The sequence below is a fragment of the Amycolatopsis lurida genome (assembly GCF_900105055.1).
GTDB lineage: Bacteria > Actinomycetota > Actinomycetes > Mycobacteriales > Pseudonocardiaceae > Amycolatopsis > Amycolatopsis lurida.
Genome location: NZ_FNTA01000004.1, coordinates 3,010,630 through 3,029,858 on the forward strand (window position 1 = coordinate 3,010,630; position 19,229 = coordinate 3,029,858).

Annotated in this window: 20 protein-coding genes; 9 read left to right on the top strand and 11 right to left on the bottom strand. The window is 69.7% G+C overall.

Annotated elements, in window-relative coordinates; genetic code table 11:
* Positions 1-3: 3 nt before the first annotated feature.
* The 4 genes from BLW75_RS18985 to BLW75_RS19000 form a co-directional block, all read right to left on the bottom strand.
* Positions 4-1,188, bottom strand: a complete 1,185-nt coding sequence (locus BLW75_RS18985) for a 5-(carboxyamino)imidazole ribonucleotide synthase (RefSeq protein WP_034304846.1) — start codon at positions 1,186-1,188, stop codon at positions 4-6.
* Positions 1,189-1,201: 13 nt separating this feature from the next.
* The gene (locus BLW75_RS18990) at positions 1,202-2,407 is read right to left on the bottom strand and encodes a glycosyltransferase 87 family protein (RefSeq protein WP_034305077.1); all 1,206 of its coding nucleotides are present in this window, start codon (positions 2,405-2,407) and stop codon (positions 1,202-1,204) included.
* Positions 2,382-3,734: a glycosyltransferase 87 family protein gene (locus BLW75_RS18995; RefSeq protein WP_034304844.1), complete on the bottom strand. Its 1,353-nt coding sequence runs from the start codon at positions 3,732-3,734 to the stop codon at positions 2,382-2,384. The genes BLW75_RS18990 and BLW75_RS18995 overlap by 26 nt, the downstream gene beginning before the upstream one ends.
* An 82-nt stretch (positions 3,735-3,816) precedes the next feature.
* Positions 3,817-4,689: a nucleotidyl cyclase domain-containing protein gene (locus tag BLW75_RS19000; RefSeq protein WP_034304841.1), complete on the bottom strand. Its 873-nt coding sequence runs from the start codon at positions 4,687-4,689 to the stop codon at positions 3,817-3,819.
* Between the two features lie 257 nt (positions 4,690-4,946).
* Between BLW75_RS19000 and BLW75_RS19005 the strand changes: the two genes are divergently transcribed.
* The 8 genes from BLW75_RS19005 (at position 4,947) to BLW75_RS19040 (ending at position 12,972) form a co-directional block, all read left to right on the top strand.
* On the top strand, positions 4,947-7,190 hold the full coding sequence (locus tag BLW75_RS19005; RefSeq protein ID WP_034304839.1) for a sigma-70 family RNA polymerase sigma factor: 2,244 nt from the start codon (positions 4,947-4,949) through the stop codon (positions 7,188-7,190).
* A 10-nt stretch (positions 7,191-7,200) separates the two neighbouring features.
* Complete coding sequence (locus BLW75_RS19010; protein WP_034304837.1) at positions 7,201-7,701, top strand: GtrA family protein; 501 nt, start codon at positions 7,201-7,203, stop codon at positions 7,699-7,701.
* Positions 7,702-7,873: 172 nt separating this feature from the next.
* Positions 7,874-8,413 carry a GtrA family protein gene (locus BLW75_RS19015; RefSeq protein ID WP_034304834.1) on the top strand — a complete coding sequence of 180 codons (540 nt, stop codon included), beginning with the start codon at positions 7,874-7,876 and terminating at the stop codon, positions 8,411-8,413.
* Between the two features lie 247 nt (positions 8,414-8,660).
* Positions 8,661-10,019, top strand: coding sequence for an MDR family MFS transporter (locus tag BLW75_RS19020; protein WP_034304832.1), 1,359 nt, complete (start codon positions 8,661-8,663; stop codon positions 10,017-10,019).
* A gap of 11 nt (positions 10,020-10,030) precedes the next feature.
* Positions 10,031-10,867 (top strand): NAD(P)H-binding protein, encoded by an 837-nt coding sequence (locus BLW75_RS19025; RefSeq protein WP_034304829.1) that lies wholly within the window; start codon positions 10,031-10,033, stop codon positions 10,865-10,867.
* Between the two features lie 270 nt (positions 10,868-11,137).
* Positions 11,138-11,785 carry a response regulator gene (locus BLW75_RS19030; RefSeq protein ID WP_034304826.1) on the top strand — a complete coding sequence of 216 codons (648 nt, stop codon included), beginning with the start codon at positions 11,138-11,140 and terminating at the stop codon, positions 11,783-11,785.
* A 136-nt stretch (positions 11,786-11,921) separates the two neighbouring features.
* Positions 11,922-12,554, top strand: a complete 633-nt coding sequence (locus BLW75_RS19035; protein WP_034304824.1) for a helix-turn-helix transcriptional regulator — start codon at positions 11,922-11,924, stop codon at positions 12,552-12,554.
* Positions 12,555-12,558: 4 nt separating this feature from the next.
* The gene (locus tag BLW75_RS19040; RefSeq protein ID WP_034304822.1) at positions 12,559-12,972 is read left to right on the top strand and encodes a hypothetical protein; all 414 of its coding nucleotides are present in this window, start codon (positions 12,559-12,561) and stop codon (positions 12,970-12,972) included.
* Here the strand turns inward: BLW75_RS19040 and BLW75_RS19045 are convergent.
* The 3 genes from BLW75_RS19045 to BLW75_RS19055 all read right to left on the bottom strand — a co-directional run bounded on the left by BLW75_RS19045 (position 12,950) and on the right by BLW75_RS19055 (position 15,515).
* Entirely contained in the window at positions 12,950-13,462 is a 513-nt protein-coding gene (locus BLW75_RS19045) for a hypothetical protein (RefSeq protein WP_241783222.1), read from the bottom strand. The genes BLW75_RS19040 and BLW75_RS19045 overlap by 23 nt on opposite strands.
* 63 nt (positions 13,463-13,525) lie before the next feature.
* Positions 13,526-14,809, bottom strand: a complete 1,284-nt coding sequence (locus BLW75_RS19050) for an ATP-binding protein (protein WP_034304816.1) — start codon at positions 14,807-14,809, stop codon at positions 13,526-13,528.
* 1 nt (position 14,810) lies between these two features.
* Positions 14,811-15,515: a response regulator transcription factor gene (locus BLW75_RS19055; protein ID WP_034304815.1), complete on the bottom strand. Its 705-nt coding sequence runs from the start codon at positions 15,513-15,515 to the stop codon at positions 14,811-14,813.
* A gap of 39 nt (positions 15,516-15,554) precedes the next feature.
* On the opposite strand from BLW75_RS19055, the gene hisN reads away from it, so the two are divergent.
* On the top strand, positions 15,555-16,343 hold the full coding sequence (gene hisN / locus BLW75_RS19060; RefSeq protein ID WP_034304814.1) for a histidinol-phosphatase: 789 nt from the start codon (positions 15,555-15,557) through the stop codon (positions 16,341-16,343).
* Between the two features lie 141 nt (positions 16,344-16,484).
* Here the strand turns inward: hisN and BLW75_RS19065 are convergent, their stop codons facing one another.
* From BLW75_RS19065 to BLW75_RS19080, 4 genes are all read right to left on the bottom strand, one after another.
* Positions 16,485-16,760: a hypothetical protein gene (locus tag BLW75_RS19065; RefSeq protein ID WP_034304813.1), complete on the bottom strand. Its 276-nt coding sequence runs from the start codon at positions 16,758-16,760 to the stop codon at positions 16,485-16,487.
* A complete protein-coding gene (locus tag BLW75_RS19070) occupies positions 16,757-17,557 on the bottom strand; it encodes a TNT domain-containing protein (RefSeq protein ID WP_034304812.1) in 801 nt (266 codons plus the stop codon). The genes BLW75_RS19065 and BLW75_RS19070 overlap by 4 nt, the downstream gene beginning before the upstream one ends.
* 155 nt (positions 17,558-17,712) lie before the next feature.
* Complete coding sequence (locus tag BLW75_RS19075; RefSeq protein WP_034304810.1) at positions 17,713-18,645, bottom strand: hydroxymethylglutaryl-CoA lyase; 933 nt, start codon at positions 18,643-18,645, stop codon at positions 17,713-17,715.
* A complete protein-coding gene (locus BLW75_RS19080; RefSeq protein ID WP_034304809.1) occupies positions 18,645-19,226 on the bottom strand; it encodes a PH domain-containing protein in 582 nt (193 codons plus the stop codon). The genes BLW75_RS19075 and BLW75_RS19080 overlap by 1 nt, the downstream gene beginning before the upstream one ends.
* Positions 19,227-19,229 lie beyond the last annotated feature (3 nt).

Sequence of the window (19,229 nt, forward strand, 5' to 3'; positions counted from 1 at the left end):
CTCCTAGTGAATTTTGTAGCCGTCGAGCCAGACGGCGTGGGAAAGCCAGTGCGCGGCGAGCAGCGCGCGATCGCGCAGCTCTTCCATCCGTTCGCCGACGAGGTTGACGTGGCCGAGTTTGCGGCCGGGGCGCTCTCCCTTGCCGTACAGGTGGACGCGGACGTCCGGGTACCGCGCGAACAGGTGGTGCAGCCGCTCGTCCGGGCCCATCGCCGGGGCCTCGGGCGCGCCGAGGACGTTCGCCATCACACAGGCGGGGGCGATCAGGTCGGTCACGCCGAGCGGGTAGTCGAGCACGGCACGCAGGTGCTGCTCGAACTGCGAAGTCTTCGAGCCGTCCTGGGTCCAGTGTCCCGAGTTGTGCGGGCGCATGGCGAGTTCGTTGACCAGCAGGCCTTCGTCAGTCTCGAACAGCTCGACGGCGAGCAGGCCGGTCACGTTCAGCGTCGCGGCGATCCGCAGCGCCAGATCCTGCGCCTCCTGCGTGCGCTCGACGCTCAGCCCCGGCGCCGGGGCGAGCACCTCGGTGTTGATCCCGCCGGACTGCACGGTTTCCACCACCGGCCACGCCGCGCCCTGGCCGAACGGCGACCGGGCCACGAGCGCGGACAGTTCGCGCCGCATGACGACCTTTTCCTCGACCAGCAGCGGGGTTCCGGCGTCGAGCAGTTCGGGGACGGTCTCGCGGGCGTGCTGCGCGGTGTCGAGCATCCAGACGCCGCGGCCGTCGTAGCCGCCCTGCGCCGCCTTGAGCACCACCGGCCAGGAGTGCTTTTCGCCGAAGGTGATCACGTCGTCCACAGAGGACACTTCGGCGAAGGCGGGGCCGGGGATCTCGAGTCCGGCCATCATCTCGCGCATGACGAGCTTGTTCTGCGCCATCGACAACGCGGCCGGATCGGGCCGGATGGTGACGCCTTCCATCGCGAGCGTGAGCAGATGTTCGCCGGGAACGTGTTCGTGGTCGAACGTCAGCACGTCGACCCCGGCGGCGAACGAGCGCAGCGCTTCGAGGTCGGTGTGGTGCCCGTGCACGACCTCGCCCGCGACGAGGCCGGCGGATTCGTTCTCCCCGGCGGCCAGCACGCGCAGGGACTGGCCGAGGGAGATCGCCGCCTGGTGGGTCATCCTGGCCAGCTGTCCGCCGCCCACCATGCCCACGATCGGAAGACCGGTTCGTTTGTCCATAACAGGGTGCAGATTACTTGGCCGCCACCGCCACGACCTGGGCGGACCCGCGTCGCAGCTCCCGCACCGCCAGGCCTGTGATGGCGATCGCAGCCGTGAGGACATAGACGTTCCCGAGCAGCGACCAGCCCAGCCCCCAGCCGAACTCGGTCTCCCCGCCGTTGGGCACGACCATGATCAGGCAGCTCGCGAACAGCATCGCGACGCCCGCGGCCGGAACCCACGATCGGCGGATCACGAGCAGCACGAGCAACGGCACCGTCCACACCCAGTGGTGTGACCAGGACACCGGCGAGAGCAGCAGCCCGTAGAACGCGGTCACCAGCAGCGCGCCGACCTGGTCGCCGCGGCGGTGCAGGCGCACGACCAGCCAGACGGCGGGGACGGCCAAGACGGCGGCGACGGCGATGGCCACCGCCAGTGACCACGACGCGAGTTCCGAGGCGCGGTTCACCAGTCCGTTGAGTGACTGGTTGAAGATCCAGTGCACGGAGCCGACCCGGCTGGGGTCGGTCGCCGATTCGGTCCAGAACCGGACGGCGTCGCCGGGGATCACCGCGAACATCACCGCTTCGAGCGCGACGAACGTGCCGAGCGCCCGCAGCGCGTCCTTCCAGCGGCCGGTGAACAGCAGATGCGGCACGAAGATCAGCGGCGTCAGCTTGATCGCGGCCGAAATCCCGATCAGCACCCCTGCCCAGCGCGAACCGCGCGCGGAAAGCACGAGGACGTCGAGGACGATCAGCGCCATCAGGATGAGGTTGATCTGCCCGAGGAAGATCGTCTTCCACGCCGGCTCCAGCACCAGCGCACCGGCCGTGGCGAGCGGCAGCACCCACCACCGGGTGATCGGGGCGCTGCAGGCTCGGGCGACCACGGAGATCACCACGCTCAGGCAGACCACGGAGAGCGCGCCGACCACACCCCAGGTCAGCCCGGCGGGCACGATCGCGAGCGGCAGGAACAGCGGCGCCGCGGCCGGGGTGTAGGTGAACGGCAGCAGCACCCACGGCGGCAGGGTCGTCAGCGCCTCGCGGGTGTAGAGCGGCTCGCCCTTCAGCAGCGTGAGAGCGCCTGCGCGGTAAACGGCGCTGTCCGCGCCGAGGTGCCACTCGCCGAGCCACGCGACGATGCCGAGCGCGAGCATCGCCAGTGCGAGCGCACCCGCCAGCGTGGCCCCGACGACGCGGGGCTCAGCCGCCGGACGCGACTTCAGCATGTTTTTCGGTATCCGCGGCGCCTTGCTTCCGGCGCAGGTACCACCAGCGCCCGGCCAGCGCGAGCGCGAGCACCAGCGGCATGAAGATGTACGCGCTGCCGAGGATGTTCTGCCACACCTTCCAGTGCAGCTCGACGTTGCGGCCGTTCGGCAGGATCAACAGCACACAGCTGATGAAGACGAAGAAAACGGCGAAGGTGCCGAGCCAGCGTCTCCACGCGGTGGCGGGTGTGGTCTTCGGCAGCCGCGAGACCAGCAGGACGACCAGCGGCGCCACCCACACCCAGTGATGGGTCCAGGAGATCGGCGAGATCAGCAGGATCCAGAACGCCGTCACCAGCATCGCGGCGAGCGCCTGGCCCTTGCGGTGGAAGCGCAGCACCAGCCAGATCGCCGGGATCGCGAGCAGGGCGCCGATCCCCATCGCCGCCTTCGACGCCCAGGGCGCGAGCTCGGTGAAGCGGTTCATCAGCGCGTTCAGCGACTGGTTGCCCGCCCAGTGCACCGGGCCGATACGGCCGGTGTCGGGCAGTGTGTAGGTCCAGTATCGGGCCGCGTCGTGCGGGATGATCAGGAACATCAGGCCCTGCATCACGACGAAGGTGACGAGCCCGCGGACGGCGTCCATCCGGCGGCCGGTGATGAACAGATGCCCCAGGAACACGATCGGGGTGAGCTTGACGGCGGCCGCGACGCCGACGAGCACGCCGCCCCAGCGGCTGCCCCTCGCCCCGATGACCAGGATGTCGAGCATCACCAGCGCCATCAGGATGATGTTGATCTGGCCGAGGAAGATCGTGCGCCACACCGGTTCGAGGCCGAGGAAGACCAGGAAGAACGCGATCGTCGACCGGGCGGGCGAGGCCCACCAGCGGGGGGCGTCGGTCGAGGGCTTCGGCAGCGCGCCGATGGCGATCCGGACGCACAGCGCCAGCGCGAGCAGCGAGACCGCGGTCAGGAGCCCCCAGGCGACCTGCGTCGGGACGATCGCGAGCGGAATGAACAGCAGTGCGGCGGTCGGCGGGTAGGTGAACGGCAGCAGCGCCCACCACGGTTCCACCGGAAGTGTGTTCGCGTCGTACAGCGGGTCGCCGTTCAGCAGCGTCTCGGCGCCGGCGCGGTAGACCGCGCTGTCCACGCCCAGCACCCATTCGTGCTGCCAGCCCCAGATACCGAAACCGATCGCGACCAGCGGGATCACCGACAGGATCAGGATCGATCTCGGCCGGACGGACAAGCGGGCGAGCGACTTCCGCAGCGACAGTCGATGCTGCGGGCGGCTCGCCGAAACGTCGCCGTTGGCGTCGGCGGGAACAGTCCGGGTCACGCGAACAGGAAATCATGAACCGGGTCGTCCCTGGTCGACAGGGTCGGCCGTGACCTGGAGAACGTCTTACGCTACCCCCGCGTCAGGAGCGCGCGAGGGTGCCGAGGAGATCACACGCGAGGTCGTAAGTCGCCGGGAGGCGGACCGCCGAAATCTGCGGGCGGCCGGTGTCACGCAACTGGGCGTCCACGGAAAGCCTGTCGTTAAGCGCCCTTCGCAGCGCGACGCCGGACGAAGCGAGCCGCACGTCCTTCGGCACCAGAGCGCCCGCGACGGACGGCCCGATCGAGGCGACGCTCTCCCCGCCGTCGAACACCTGCTTGAGCGCGTCCGCGACCAGGATCATCCCGGTCAGCCGGGGCCAGCCCGCGACCGAGCTGAAGTCCATCGAGACCACGAGCAGCGTATGCGCCTCCGCGACCGGCCGCTCGTCACGGCGGGCCTGGCGGTACAGCTCACTCAGCCGGGTCCTCAGGTAAGCGGCCGTGGGCAGCCCGGTGAGGGGTTCGGTGACCTCGGTGTTCACCAGCTGATCGGTCGCGACGTCCGCCCAGGCGAGCGCCGTCACCCGGAGTAATCGCGACGGTGTCGAGTCGACATCGGGCGCGAGGAAACCGTCCACCGCGTCCGGGTCGGCGAGTACGGCGTGCAACGCCGCGAGGTCCGCGAGCGTTTCGGCGAGTCCCGCTCCCGCGGCGGCCCGTGCCCGGCCCAGTCCCGCGAGGGCGGTCTCCGCCATTTCGGCGGGCGCGACCCGGCCGTTCTTGATCACCGCCGCGCAGACGGCGTCCACCTCGGGGAGGCCCCAGTCACTCGGGAAACGCCAGCCCGCGGCCAGGCTGGCCGTCCGCCAGCGGGCCCGCAGTGCGCGGAGCGTGCGATCTCGTTCGAACCGGTTCCAGGCGGCTTGCCCGTCGGATCCCCCGGACGGCGCACCGGTGGCCGGTACGTCCACTGCCCACCGCCCCTTTCCGTTCCGATCTTTTCGATCTTGCGATCGCTTCACGGTGGGGACGCCGCTCCACGCCGCGCGTGACGGCGTTTTCCAAGGATCTTTCCGAACTCTTCGGTAACCCAGGGCGGGTGAAGGTGTTGCGCTCTCCGGGTCATCGGAGGGGCCGCGAGGTGACGTGCGTCGCCCTGTCCGTCACACTGAGCGTGTTCGGGCGTTTAAGACAGTAGACCCGCCGAACCAGCAGATGAAGGAGCCCCGTGTCCACCGTTCCCGCCGATCTCTCCGGTAAGAGTGACGCCGAGCTGATCGCCGAGGTGCGTGACGGGAAGATCGCGTCTTACGGAACCCTGTACGAGCGCCACGCCGGCGCGGCGCACAACCTCGCCCGTCAGCTCGCCCGCTCGAGTTCCGAGGCCGACGACCTCGTTTCCGAAGCCTTCGCGAAAGTGCTGGACACGCTGCGCGGCGGCAAAGGCCCCGACGCCGCGTTCCGCGCGTACCTGCTGACCGCGCTCCGGCACACCGCCTACGACAAGACGCGCAAGGACAAACGCGTCGACCTGAACGAGGACATGTCCGACGTCGGCGGTGCCGTCGGCGAGGCGCTGACGGTCCCGTTCTCCGACACCGCCGTCGCCGGGCTCGAGCGCACGCTCGCCGCGAAGGCGTTCGCCCGGCTGCCCGAGCGGTGGCAGGCGGTGCTGTGGCACACCGAGATCGAGGGGCAGACGCCCGCCGAGGTCGCGCCGCTGCTGGGCCTGACCGCGAACGGTGTTTCCGCCCTCGCCTACCGCGCCCGTGAAGGGCTGCGCCAGGCCTATCTGCAGGTCCATCTGGCCGAGAACTCCGCCGAACGCTGCCGCGCGAGCGCGGACAAGCTCGGCGCCTGGACCCGGGACGGTTTGTCCAAACGCGAACGGACCCAGGTGGAGAACCACCTGGACGAATGCGAGAACTGCCGCGCGCTGGCCGCGGAACTGGCCGACGTCAACACCGGTCTGCGCGGGATCATCGCGCCGATCGTGCTCGGTGGCGCGGCTCTCGGTTACCTGGCGACGACCGGGGCCGGCAAGGCGAGCGCGGTCACCGCGGCCGCGACGGCCGCCGCCGCGGGGTCGAGTTCGGGTGGCGCCGCCGGTGCCGCCGCGGCCGGACCGCGCCAATTCGCCGGAGTGGCCGGATCGAGCGCGGCCATCGTCGCCGCCGTCGCGGTGGCGCTCGCCGCCGGTGGCGGCACGCAGGAGATCCCGGCCGCCGCGTCGGTCCAGCCGCCCGCCGTGGCGCCCGCTCCCAAACCGGCCGACCCGCCCCCGGCGCCGCCCGCCGCCCCGCCGCCGGCGCAGCAGCCGGTGCCGCCCGCTCAGCAGGTGCCGCCTCCGGCGCCCGCTCCCACTCCCGCGCCGACTCCGACACCCGCCGAGCCGCCCGCGCCCACGCCGGTGGTCCCGGTGCCTCCGGTGATGACGGCGTCGACCCCACCCGGCGGTGTCCAGCTCAGGCCCGGTGAACCGGCCGATCTGCCGATCACCGTGCGCAACGACGGCGGATCGAAGTCCGAACCCGTGGCGGTCTCGCTGAATCTGCCGAAGGGCGTGCGGGCCGTCAACGCCGGAGGCGGTGGCGCGATGGGCGCCACCGGATTCCGTCAGCAGGCGCCCGCTCCGATCGCGGTGAGCTGCCCCGGCGGCACCGGCACGGTGACCTGCCGGACGGGCACCGGCCTCGAACCGGGACAGACCGCGGTGCTGACCTTCCGGTTGCGCGCCGACGCGACGGCCGTGGACGGCAGCGTGGTCACCGGTTCGGTGACGGCGGGCGCGCAGATCAAGGTGTCGGTCGAGGTGAAGGTCAAGGTGCCGGCGCCGCCCGCGCCCGTGGACGGCCTCTCCCTGAGTGCCCGAAGCGTCTGGCCGTCTTCGTTCCCCTGGTTCCCCAATCCGCGGATGACCATCCAGGTGACGAACACCGGCGAATCGACGAAGCCGGTGACGATCACTCTCGATCACCGCGTTCTCCACTCGTCGAGCTTCTCCGGTATCCGATGCACTCCGACCGGCGAAGGTGCGTCGTGCACTTCGCGTGGCTCGCTGGCTCCGGGGCGCCGGGCGAACCTGATGGTGACGCTGAAGGGCCGGCCGCCGGCGCATGTCCCGGTGACGGTGAACGCCACCCTCGGCACTGCCAAGGCCAAGCCCGCCGAGGTCTACCTCGACTGCTGGCATCACGGGTGTGACGACAACTCGCTGCTTCCGTCGACCACGGTGCCTTCGCTGCCTTCGGTCACTTCGAAGCCCCCGGCCGGCATCGACACGACGAAGCCTGGGCGGCCAGGGTGGCCTGTTCCGTCGAAGAAGCCTTCGCCGGCCGTGACGTCGTCGGAGCCTGCGCAGCAAGAGCCGGCCCTGCCGGTGACGACCACGACCACGAGCGCGCCGCCGCGGCCCGGCAAGACCAAGCCGTCCACGCGGCCCAACGGAGTGGTCGACCGCATTTTCCAGTAGCGTCGCCCGCATGTGGGGGAAGCATCGCGAACTGCTGCGGTTCGTACTGGTCGGCGGCGCGAGCTTCGTCATCACGATGACGATCACCTACGGGCTCAAGTTCACCGTGCTGACCGACAAACCGGTGACCGCGCTGATCATCGGGGTCCTGGTGGCGACCGTTTTCTCGTACGTCGCGAATCGCGAATGGTCCTTTCGCTCCCGTGGCGGGCGTGAGCGAGCACACGAAGCGGCGCTCTTCTTCCTGCTCAGCGCGATCGCGCTCGGCCTCAACGCGCTTCCGCAGCTGGTTTCTCGGTACGTGTTCAAGCTGGAGCAGCCGTATGTCGGGCTCCTGACCCAAGAGGTCGCCGACTTCGTCAGTGGCGTGATCATCGGCACCCTGCTGGGCACGGCGTTCCGCTGGTGGTCGTTCAAGAAGTGGGTCTTCCCGGAGGCGGACGCGCGACCGCGGCTGCTGCGGGGCGGCGGGCGGGAGATTTCCGACATTCCCGACGATTCCGCCGCCTGATCCGCGCCCACCGGGCGGCCAGCCGGGTGTCGCGAGTGGGCGATTCGGGAACCTTCACGGACCAGAGACCGCGGCCGGAACCGATCGCCGCCGAATCACCCAAAGCGCCATATACCGCGCTGTCCATCCCCTGCCGACCCGTTCGGCGGGCGACGCGAATTAGACTGATCCGGTGACCGTGGTCGAATCCGTCCTTTCCAGGACGCCCGAGCCGCTCCGATCCGTGCTGATCAAGCACCGTGAGCTGTTGAAGTTCGCGATCGTGGGCGGCACGACGTTCCTGGTCGACAACGGCGTCTGGTACCTGCTGAAACTCAGCGTGCTGGAGTCGAAGCCGACCACGGCGAAGGCCATCGCGATCATCGTCGCGACGATCGTGTCCTACATCCTCAACCGCGAGTGGTCCTTCCGGACCCGCGGCGGCCGCGAACGGCATCACGAAGCGGCGCTCTTCTTCGTGATCAGCGGTATCGCCGTGGTGGTCAACCTGATCCCGCTGTACACGTCGCGCTACATCTTCGACCTCGAGGTGCCGCACGTGACGCGCTTCGTCCAGGAACTGGCGGACTTCACCAGCGGGTCGATCATCGGCATGCTGCTGGCGATGTTCTTCCGTTTCTGGGGTTTCAAGAAGTGGGTCTTCCCGGACGAGCTGGGCAAACGCCGCCGGGACAGCGACGAGCCGGACGAAGACGTCATTCCGCTCCGCTAAGTACTTGTCACAAGACATGTGATTGTCTAGAGTCATCCATGTCAACGTTCCTTCATTGATGACGCCGGCCGGGTTCGTACGGTCGAGCGGGACGAATTCGAGGTGATCGCCAAGCGCGAAGAGGACCGCATCCGATCCGGATGACGGTTGAGCCTTTTCCCGTCTTGGCGGGGATCCGGAGCCGCTTTCGTGCGCTGCTCCGCGTCCCTCGCGTTCCCTCGTTTCTTCCAGTGAACGGATCTCTCTCTTGAGCACCACCCTCGGCGCGCCTCCGCGCGCCCGAAACACCCTTGCCCTCGTCGGGCTCTTCGCCGCCGTGTTCCTGGCGATGCTCGACGCCCAAGTCGTCGCGACCGCGCTGCCGCGCCTGGTCGGTGAACTCGGCGGCGCCGGGTCGTTCGCCTGGGTCACCACCGCCTACCTGCTCGCGGGCAGCGTCAGCGCGCCCGTCTACGGGAAGCTCGGTGACCTCTTCGGCCGCAAGCGCGTCGTGCTCGCCGCGATCGCGCTGTTCGTCCTCGGCTCCCTCGCCTGCGCACTCGCGCCGACGATGCCACTGCTGATCGCCGCCCGCGTCCTGCAGGGCATCGGCTCCGGCGGCCTGTTCGTCGCCGTCGCCGCGATCATCGGCGAACTGTTCCCGGGACGCGAAGGCGCCCGCCACTTCGCCTGGTTCTCGCTCTGCTTCGCCGGGTCTTCGCTCGCGGGCCCTGTCGTCGGCGGCGTCCTGACCGACCTCGCGGGCTGGCGGTCGATCTTCGGCCTCAACGTGCCGATCGGGCTGGCCGCGTTCGGCGTCGTCGCGCGATTCCTGCGCCTCGAACGACGCCGGACGACCGCACCGTTCGACTTCGCGGGCATCGTCGTCCTGTCCGGCGGGATCGTCGGGCTGACCCTGGCGACGCCGCTGTCGGCCTCGATCGGCGCGGTGCTGCTCGTCGCCTTCCTGCTCATCGAACGCCGGGCGGCCGAACCGGTCGTCCCGCTCCGGCTGTTCCGTTCCAGGATGTTCAGCCTGAGCGTGCTGGCCAGTGCCGCCGCCGGATTCGTCTTCCTGGGGTCGGTCAACTACCTGGCGCTCTTCCTGCAGACCGCGGGCGGCGCCGGACCGTCGGAAGCCGGGCTCCTGCTGCTGCCCATGACCCTCGCGGTCGCCGCGTCGTCGATGGTCGCGGGCCGGGTCATCGCCAAGACCGGCGCCTACCGCTGGGCACCGATCCTCAGCATGACCCTCGGCCTCGCCGCCGCGCTCGCTATGTCCACAATGGACGAAATGACGCCGTTGCCGCTCGTCGTCGCCCATCTCGTCGTGTTCGGCGCGGCCGCAGGGCTCAACATGCAAGTGCTTTCCATGGCGGCCCAGCAGAACGTCGCCAGGACCGATCTCGGCGCCGTTTCGGCGACCGTCGGTTTCCTGCGTTCCCTCGGCACCACGGCCGGGCTGACCGTTTACGGCGCGGTGTTCACGAACGCCTTCGCCGACGACAGTCCCGCCGGTTACTCCACCGCGCTCGACGGCGTGTTCCTGGTGATGGTCCCCGCCTTGGCGGTCGGCCTCGCCGCTTCCCTCTTCCTGCCGCGCGTTTCCTTGCGGCGCAACCACTAAGGAGTCCTTCGATGATCCTCGTACTCGGTTCCACCGGCAAAATCGGCCGCGAACTCGTCCCCGCACTGCTGGACAGGGGCGCTCGCGTGCGCGCCCTGACACGCGACCCCGCCCGCGCCCGCGTCGATCCGCGTGCCGAGGTCGCCCCCGGCGATCTCGACGCCTTCGATCCCGCGCTGCTCGACGGCGTCGACCGCGTGTTCGTCCTGACCTCCGGACACGGCTCGGACCCGCTCGCCCAAGAGCGAGCCGTGCTCGAGGCCGCCACCGACGTCTCGCACGTCGTCAAACTCTCCACCACCGGAGTCCACTTCGGACAGACCGACCCCATCTCCCTCGTGCACGCCGAGGCGGAACAGGCCGTACGCGAAGCCGGGCCGGACTGGACGATCCTGCGTCCCGGCACGTTCATGGACAACCGGTTCGCCTGGTTGCCCGCCGTGCGCGGCGACGGGGTCGTCCGCGTCCCCGAAGGCGATCCGGCGTCCGCGCTGGTGCACGTCCGCGACATCGCCGAAGTCGCGGCGACCGTGCTGACGACCGACGGGCACGCCGGCCAGACGTACCCGATCACCGGCGGCGAAGCGCTCACGACTCGGCGGCAGGTCGAGATCCTCGGTGACGCGCTCGGCCGACCGCTGACGTACATCGAAGAGCCCGAAGCCGCTTCGCGAGCCCGGATGCTCGGGTACGGCTGGCCCGCTTCGGCGGTCGACGGGATCTTCGAGCTCAAACGGCAGTCGGCCGGAAACGAGGAGATCGTGTTCGACACCGTCCGCGAACTGCTCGGGCGGGCGCCGCTCACGTTCGCCGACTGGGCCAGGGAGCACGCCGCCGCCTTCGCCTGACCTGCAAAAAGGGAGCAAGGGACCTTTGCTATCCCCTGGCTCCCGCCGGTCCGTGAAGGCCTCCTTGAGGGACCCAGAGTCCCTCAAGGAGGCCTTCACGGACTTGAGACCCGAACTTGCGCCGAAAGGGTTAATGGGTTGGGCGAGCCACCGCGAGTACGCGATACTCATCAGGCGTTTAATTTTCGCCGGTCCGCTGTCCGGACCACGCGTTGTCCGCCGCCCGGCCCTCTCGCTAACGTGCCGCGTCGGGGAGACAGGGGGAACTGTATGAACGAACGCCTTCGTGTGCTCGTGGTCGACGACCATCCGCTGTTCCGGTTCGGGGTCTGCACACTGCTCGCCAACGAACCGCTGGTCGACGTGGTCGGCGAGGCCGCGAGCGGCGCGCACGCCATCAGCGCGGCGAGCGCACTCGGTCCCGACGTCGTGGTCATGGACCTGCATTTGCCCGATATCAGCGGCGCCGAAGCGACCCGGCACATCGTCGCCGAACGGCCGGACGTCGGCGTGCTCATGCTGACGATGGCCGACGAAAGTGAATCCGTTTTCTCGGCGATGCGTGCCGGAGCCCGCGGATATCTGCTGAAGGACGCGGAGCCCGACGAAATCATCCGTGCCGTTCACGCCGTCGCTAGGCGCGAAGCGATCTTCGGCCCCGATATCGCGACGCGCGTTCTCGGCTTCTTCAACCACTCTCAGCCGAGCACGGACACGGTGTTCCCTGAACTCACCGTCCGCGAACGAGAGGTCCTCTCGCTCATCGCGGGGGGCCACAGCAACACCGCCATCGCCAGCACTCTCTGTCTCAGCCCGAAAACCGTGCGGAACCACATTTCGAACGTCTTCAGCAAGCTCCACGTCGCGGACCGCGCCGAAGCGATCGTGCGCGCCCGCGAAGCAGGATTGGGCCGCTGAAAAAAGCGACCCCGATAAGGGCGGCTTTTCGGGCAATTCCGGGACCGGAGTCCCATGCGCCCGGGACACCTCACCCGGCAGGGTGAGTAGCGCGAGGGGTGGGACCCTCGCACAGTTCGAGGGGAATGGGAATCACATGTTCGAACCGAACAGGACACCGGTGGTCGTCCGCGCCACCGATCCGATTTTGCACAACGGCGTTTGCATGACACTCCGCTCCCGTGACGATGTCTGGCTGGTGGACGGGGAGACCGCCGACCCGACGATGGTGGCCCTCCTGGTCACCGACCGCCTCGACGAGGCCATGACGCAACTGCTGTCCGCACTGCACCACCAAGGATTCACCCGCATCGTGCTCATCGCGGGTGAAGTCGACGACAACGAGATCCTCAGCGCCATCGAACACGGCGTCTGCGCGGTCGCCCGCCGTTCCGAGGCGGGCGCCGACGTCCTGGTCCGGCTGATCAAGGCGGCCGCGGCCGGGGAAGGCGCGCTGCCGCCCGACCTGCTCGGCAGGCTGCTGCACCGGGTCTCGCGGCTGCAACGCCAGGTGCTGCAGCCGCGCGGCCTGCATTTCGGTGGCATGAGCAGCCGGGAGACCGAGGTGCTCAAGCTGGTCGCGTCGGGGTTCTCGACGCAGGAGATCGCCGATCAGCTCTGCTATTCGCAGCGCACGGTGAAGAGCATCCTGCACGACGTGACCAACCGGTTCCAGCTCCGGAACCGCTCGCACGCGGTGGCATACGCACTGCGTGAGGGATTGATCTGACCCCGTGATCAGCCAGGTCGACGAGGCGTTGTGCCTGCTCATCGCACCCCATCTGCCGGAGGGGACGGTGGTCCGGCTGGATCCGCCGAAACCCGCCTGGCAGACCGAGACGCGGGTGTCGAGCGTCGATCTGTTCCTCTTCGCCCTGCACGGCGCCGGCTCGGAAACCGGCGCCGTGCGGGCGGAGCGCTGCGAACTGTCCTATTTGGTCACCGCACAGGCGGACAAGGTCCGGGACGAGCACACCCTGCTCGACCGCTCGCTACGGATCCTGCTCGGGACGGAGTTCCTCATGGTCGGCGACCAGCAGGCACGGATGGCCCTCGGGCGAACCGATCCGACCGGGCTGTGGGCGGGCCTCGGCCTGCCCGCCCGTGCGGCGTTCGTCGTCACGGTCACGGCGGAGTACCGAGACTGAGCACCGAGGACCGCCGCAGGACCACCCCGCCGATGGACGACAGCTGCCCGCCGAAGAGCTCGCACCATTCGGCGGCCGTCTCGGGCGGGCCGCATTCACCGGCCCGCTTCGCCCATTCCGCGCGGACTTCGAGGCGGTAGCCGAGGATGCCGGTCAGGGTCAGCCCGTTCCTGCTGGCGCCGACCCCGCACATGCCCCGGTAGAGCCGGGCGTCCGGCGGCCGGAATTCGGCGCTCTGCTGGACGAACCGGTGTCCCGCCGCCCCGGTCACGGTCGCGACCGGCGTGTCGATCCCGCTGACGAACAGGCCCTTCGACAGCAGATCCAAGGCTTCCGCCTCCATCCGCTCCACCACGCCGGGCGGACGACGGCACCCGTACAGCGCGCCGTCGAAGGACAACCCCACGGTGACCACCACCTTGCCGATCTCCAGGGTCGCCGCGGCCACCGGACTCACCGGCGGGTGGTAGCGGAACGCCGTCGCACGCACCCCCCGACGGTAGGTCGGCGCGCTGCCACGGCATTGCCCGATCGGGAGATCCTTGGGGAGGTCTTAGCGCGGGACCCGCTCGGCGGGCCAGCGCACCTCGGCCACATCGCCCGGCCGGGGCACCTTCAGGAAGAGGCTGAACACCGCGGGCTGCTTGCTCGACAGCTCCAGCCGTCCACCGTCGGCCTCGATGAGCGCGCGGGCGAGCGCGAGCCCGACGCCGGTCGAACCGCCGCCGGAGAAGCCGCGTTCGAAGATATGCGGCGCGAGCTCCTCGGGCACTCCCGATCCGGTGTCGGCGACCTCGATGACGACGGTGCCTTCCGTGTCGCCGCGGCGAGCGGCGAGCGTGACCGTTCCCGCGCCGTGGCGCAGGGCGTTGTCGAGCAGGACGCCGACGACCTCGCGCAACCGGCCCGGCGTCGCCCTGGCCCTGAGGCCGTCGGTGACGCGGATCCGCAGATGCCTTCCTTCGGCGCGAAGCAGCTGCCGCCACTCTTCGGAGACTTCGGGAAGCACTTCCTGGAGGTTCACCGGTTCCGCGCCGACCTCGCGTGCCGCCCGTGCGGCGGCCAGCAACTCGTCGAGGGCCTCGGCGAGCCGGTCGGCCTGCTCCTGAGCGGCCTTCGCCTCGTCGACGACGTCTTGGTCGGCGTGGACGGTGAGCGGTTCGAGCCGCAGCTGCAACGCGGTCAACCGGCTCCGCAGCTGGTGGGAGACGTCGCCGACGAGCTGGCGTTCCCGCTGGACGAGCTGCGCGAGCGCCGAACCGGACGCGTCGAGCGCCTCGGCGACCATGTCGAGTTCGCCGACGCCATAGCGTTTGGGATCCGGCCGGAAATCGCCGCCGCCGAGTTTGACCGCACGATCCGCGACATGTCTCAGCGGTTTCGCGAGCCTTCGCGCGGTCACCGTCGCGACCACCGTGCCGGTGCCCACCGACAGCACGACCAGCAGCACCACCAGCAGGGTGACCTGGGTCTGGCGAGTGCGCATCGGCCCGGCGGGCACGGCCAGCTCGACCTCACCGTGCAACGCGATCGGCGCCCGCTCGGACACCACGTCGGGGCCGGGATCGGTGCCGTAGCGCTTCTCCATCTGCCCCTGGGTGCGGACGGTCAGCAAACCGCCCTGCGGGACACCCACGCGGAGCAGATCGAGATTGATCGGCTGGCCGACGGCGATCTCGTTGTCGAGTGTCGCCGCGATCCCGCGGGCCGAGGAGGCCAGATTCTCCCGGTTGAGGTTCTCGACCAGCTGCCACGCGGTGATCCCCAGCGGGATGCCCAGCACCGCCGCGGTGACCGCGACGGCGAGCAGGATCGCCAGAAGGATGCGCCGGCGCATGCTATTCCGCGTTGAAGCGGAAGCCGACGCCGCGGACCGTGGCGATCCGCCGTTCGCCGTCGCCGTTCCCGCCGGGTTTGCCCGCCCTGCCCGCGGCTTCGTCGGCCGCGATCGCGAGCTTCCGCCTGAGCCACGACATGTGCATGTCGAGGGTCTTCGAGGTCTTCGATTCGAGGTCGTTCCACACCTCGGCGAGGATCTCGTCACGGCTGACCACCTGGCCGGCGCGGCTCATCAGCACCCGGAGCAGCTCGAATTCCTTGTTCGCCAGCTGCACCTCATGCAGGTCCACGGTGACCATCCGGGCGCCGAGGTCCATCCGCACTCCCCCGGCTTCGAGCACGTCCGGTGCCCGGCGGCGGAGCAACGCGCGGATGCGGGCCAGCAGTTCGGCCAGCCGGAACGGCTTGGCGACGTAGTCGTCGGCGCCGGCGTCGAGCCCGACCACGAAATCGACCTCGTCGGTGCGCGCGGTGAGCATCAGCACGGGCACCTCGGTGCCGCTGGCGCGCAGGCGGCGGCACACTTCGAGCCCGTCCATCCCGGGGAGGCCGAGATCGAGGACCAGCAGGTCCACCCGGTCGCTCTCGGTCGCGTCGAGGGCGGCGGGCCCGTCGCCGACGACCCGCACGTCGTACCCCTCCCGCTGGAGTGCGCGGGAAAGCGGATCGGCGATGGCCGGGTCGTCCTCGGCGAGTAGCACCATGCTCACCTGGCCAACTCTACGACTGCCGGGCGTGAAACCATCGTCACCGTGCCTGGCTACGAGAATGATCTGGAACTCGCCACCCGGCTGGCCGACGCCGCCGACGCCATCACCACCGCCCGGTTCCGCGCGCTCGACCTGGCCGTGGAACGCAAACCCGACCGGACGCCGGTCACCGACGCGGACACCGCCGTCGAGGACGCCATCCGCGCGATCCTCGCCGCGGACCGGCCGGACGACGCGGTACTCGGCGAGGAACGCGGCGGCACCGCGGCGACCGGCCGCGCCTGGGTGCTCGACCCGATCGACGGGACCAAGAACTTCCTGCGCGGTGTCCCGGTCTGGGCGACGCTGATCGCGCTGGTCGAAGATGGCACGCCCGTGGTGGGGATGATCAGCGCGCCGCTGCTCGGCCGCCGCTGGTGGGCCGCCGACGGCGACGGCGCCTGGATGAGCGACTCCGCCGGCGAGCGGCGCATCTCGGTGTCGAAGGTCGCGTCGCTCGAAGACGCGTATCTGTCCACAACGGACCTGAACTCGTGGGTGGAGTACCACTCCCGCGAGAAGTACCTCGACCTCGTGAACGCCTGTTGGGAAAGCCGCGCTTTCGGCGATTTCTGGCACCACTGCCTGGTCGCCGAGGGCGCGCTCGACGTCACCGCGGAATGCATCGTGAACCCGTGGGACGTCGCCGCGGCCCAGGTGCTGATCACCGAAGCCGGTGGCCGCTTCAGCGACCTGAACGGCGAAGCGCGCTACGACAACGGCTCGGCGCTTTCGACGAACGGTCTGCTGCACGACGAGGTCTTGGCGATCCTGGAGCGCTGACCGCGCGGGTGACACGTCGCGAAAGTGGCTTTCGGGACATACCTTTGGCTAGGCGCGGGCGGCGGGCCGGGTTGCGAAAGCCACTTTCGCAACCTTCAACGTTGCGAAAGTGGCTTTCGCAACTCCTCGCCAAGACGGGGGTCACTGCGCCCCGGGCATAAGGCCGACGGCGCCGCGCGCGACCTGCGACCAGGCGAGACGTCCGAAGAGGTAGTGGCAGGCGACCTGCTCGCTGGTGAACCGGGCCCAGTCGTACCGGTTGCCCTGCTCCCGCCAGAAGACCTCCCAGGCGGGCTCGGCGCCTTCCTCCTCGGTGCGCATGAGGCACCACGCATTGTCCGTCTCCGCACCGACCGACACCACTTCGGGCGGCACGCCCAGTGCGGCCAGCCACCGCAGGATCGTTCCCGTGTTCACCGAACCTCCCCCGTGACGTCCGCCAGGAAGCCCAGCGTGACGAGTTCATCGGCGCCCAGCACGGTGCGGAAGCACACCCCGCCGCCGGGCTGGCCGAACCATCCGGCGGTCACCGAGCGCCAGACCGGCAGCGCCCGCACGACGCGGTAACGCCGGTACGAGGTGATCTGATCGGGTGGCAGCGAACGCATCGAAAACAAGGTCGCGTCCTCGGCGAGGAGCCGGCCGTGCTGATCCCCGAAGCGGTCGAGAAGGGTGCCCACTTCGAGCATCACGGGCCTCGCCGGAAGGGCGTCGTCCGGCCACAGGTAGCCCGTCTCAGTCACGAAACGCGCTTTCCAGTCCTCTTCGGACATTCCGCCCCACGGATCGTGGCCCCTGGTCAACTCGGCCGGGGGCGTGACGCCCGGAGCCGTCGGCGAGCGCCGGAAACCGCTGCTGACGTGGGACAACGCGTCCAGGTCGTCGAGCACGTCCGCCTCGGGATGGTCCTGCGGGCCGGAACCGCCCTCGGGAAGCGGCAACTGGCGCGCGGGTTTGCCCATCGCGACCGGCAGATGCCCGATGGGGAACATGTGCACGAGGAACAGCGCGATCACGCTCTCCCGCTCGGTCCGCAAGGCCCCCATCGGAGGTGGAGCGGCGGGCTGGGGCGGAAACGGCACTCGCAGCGGCGCCACCGCGGGCGGCCACGGCGAGGGCGCGTACGGAGCGCGTGCCCCGTGCGGCGGGGTCGGGGCGTCGTATTCGGCGGGCAGCCGGATCGGGCCCGTTCCGGCCTCGCTCGGATCGGTCACCGCACCTCCCCCAAGGAATCGGACCCCACCGGTGGACGGGGGAGGCAGCGGACAGGACGCGTTACGACCTTAGCGCCGACCGGCGGTCTCGTCGGCGGATACCCGAAAGCGCGGCAAGGCCCGCGCGGGCGGCTCGTCCGCGAGTTCCGCGAACCTCATCCGGCGAGCGCGTTGACCACCCGGGACGGACTCGGCCTGCCCAGCTTCCCGGCCATCCACTTGCTCGTCGCCACCAGCGCGTCGAGGTCGACACCGGTTTCGACGCCGAGGCCGTCGAGCATCCACACGAGGTCTTCGGTGGCGAGGTTCCCGGTGGCCGATTCGGCGTACGGGCAGCCGCCGAGCCCGCCGGCCGAGGAGTCCACAGTGGACACACCGCAGCGGAGGGCGGCCAGCGTGTTCGCGAGCGCCTGGCCGTAGGTGTCGTGGAAATGGACGGCCAGGGTGCCGACGTCGGCGAACTGCCCGATCAGCGCCTCGACCTGTCCCGCGGTGGCGACGCCGATGGTGTCCCCGAGCGAGAGCTGCGAGCAGCCGAGGTCGAGGAGCCGTTTACCCACTCCGGCGACCTGCTCGGCCGGGACGGCGCCCTCCCACGGGTCGCCGAAGCACATCGACACGTACCCGCGGACGTCGAGACCTTCGGCCCGCGCCCTGGTGACGACCGGCTCGAACATCGCGAACTGATCGTCCACCGTCGAGTTGAGGTTCTTCTTGGCGAAGGTTTCGGTGGCGCTGGCGAAGATCGCGATATGCGAGACCCCGGCCGCCAGCGCCCTGTCCAGCCCGCGTTCGTTCGGGACGAGCACCGGGTACCGGACGCCTTCGCGCTTTTCGAGTCCGGCCAGGAGCTGCTCGGCGTCGGCCAGCTGCGGCACCCATTTCGGGCTCACGAAACTGGTTGCTTCGAGCGTGGTCAGCCCGGCGCCGGCGAGCTTGTCCAGGAACTCCAGTTTGACCTCGACCGGGACGATCGACTTCTCGTTCTGGAGACCGTCACGCGGACCGACCTCCCAGATCGTCACCCGCTCCGGCAACGCGGCGGCCGACGGGACGCGGTCGGGCAGCCCCAGCTCTCGCGTGCCCATCAGCGGCGCCGGTTTCCGCGCGGCGGGTGCCCCTGCGGCGGAAGCGGTTCGGTCTGCTGGGGCGCGGGGGCACCCGGCGCGAAGTCGTCGTACGGGTTGTCGTTGACTTCGCGGTAGATGACCGTGTGCACGCGCTCGACCTTGGGGATGTCGTCGAATTTCAGCGGTTCGTCCGAAGCGGACTCGATCACCAGCGTGCCGCAGCCGAACACACGGTCCAGCAGCCCGTGCTCGAACTGGACGCTGTTGATCCGCGACAGCGGGATGTCGATCCCGGTCCGCTTGAGCACCCCCTCGCGGGCGATCAGCCGGTCCGTGGTCACGATGAAATGCGTCGTCCGCCAGCGGACGAACGGCGCCAGGAAGAGCCACACGACGAGACCGAGCCCGACCGCCGCGATCGCGATCTCGGCGATCAGGTCCCACGGGGCGGTCGCGTCCTTCGCGACGACGGCCAGCCAAATCCCCACGCCGAGCGTGACGATCAGCGCGAGGAACGGGAAGATCAGCATCTTGAAATGCGGGTGACTGTGCACCACGACGTGCTCGTTTTCGCTGAGCAAATCGTCCGGATAGGCCACGAC

Bases quoted from the DNA above. Each gene is read 5' to 3' on its own strand.
- BLW75_RS18985 (WP_034304846.1), bottom strand. From the start codon at position 1,188: ATGGACAAACGAACCGGTCTTCCGATCGTGGGCATGGTGGGCGGCGGA.
- BLW75_RS19030 (WP_034304826.1), top strand. From the start codon at position 11,138: ATGAACGAACGCCTTCGTGTGCTCGTGGTCGACGACCATCCGCTGTTC.
- BLW75_RS18990 (WP_034305077.1), bottom strand. From the start codon at position 2,407: ATGCTGAAGTCGCGTCCGGCGGCTGAGCCCCGCGTCGTCGGGGCCACG.
- BLW75_RS19055 (WP_034304815.1), bottom strand. From the start codon at position 15,515: ATGGTGCTACTCGCCGAGGACGACCCGGCCATCGCCGATCCGCTTTCC.
- BLW75_RS19075 (WP_034304810.1), bottom strand. From the start codon at position 18,645: ATGGGCACGCGAGAGCTGGGGCTGCCCGACCGCGTCCCGTCGGCCGCC.
- BLW75_RS19050 (WP_034304816.1), bottom strand. From the start codon at position 14,809: ATGCGCCGGCGCATCCTTCTGGCGATCCTGCTCGCCGTCGCGGTCACC.
- BLW75_RS19025 (WP_034304829.1), top strand. From the start codon at position 10,031: ATGATCCTCGTACTCGGTTCCACCGGCAAAATCGGCCGCGAACTCGTC.
- BLW75_RS19035 (WP_034304824.1), top strand. From the start codon at position 11,922: ATGTTCGAACCGAACAGGACACCGGTGGTCGTCCGCGCCACCGATCCG.
- BLW75_RS19010 (WP_034304837.1), top strand. From the start codon at position 7,201: ATGTGGGGGAAGCATCGCGAACTGCTGCGGTTCGTACTGGTCGGCGGC.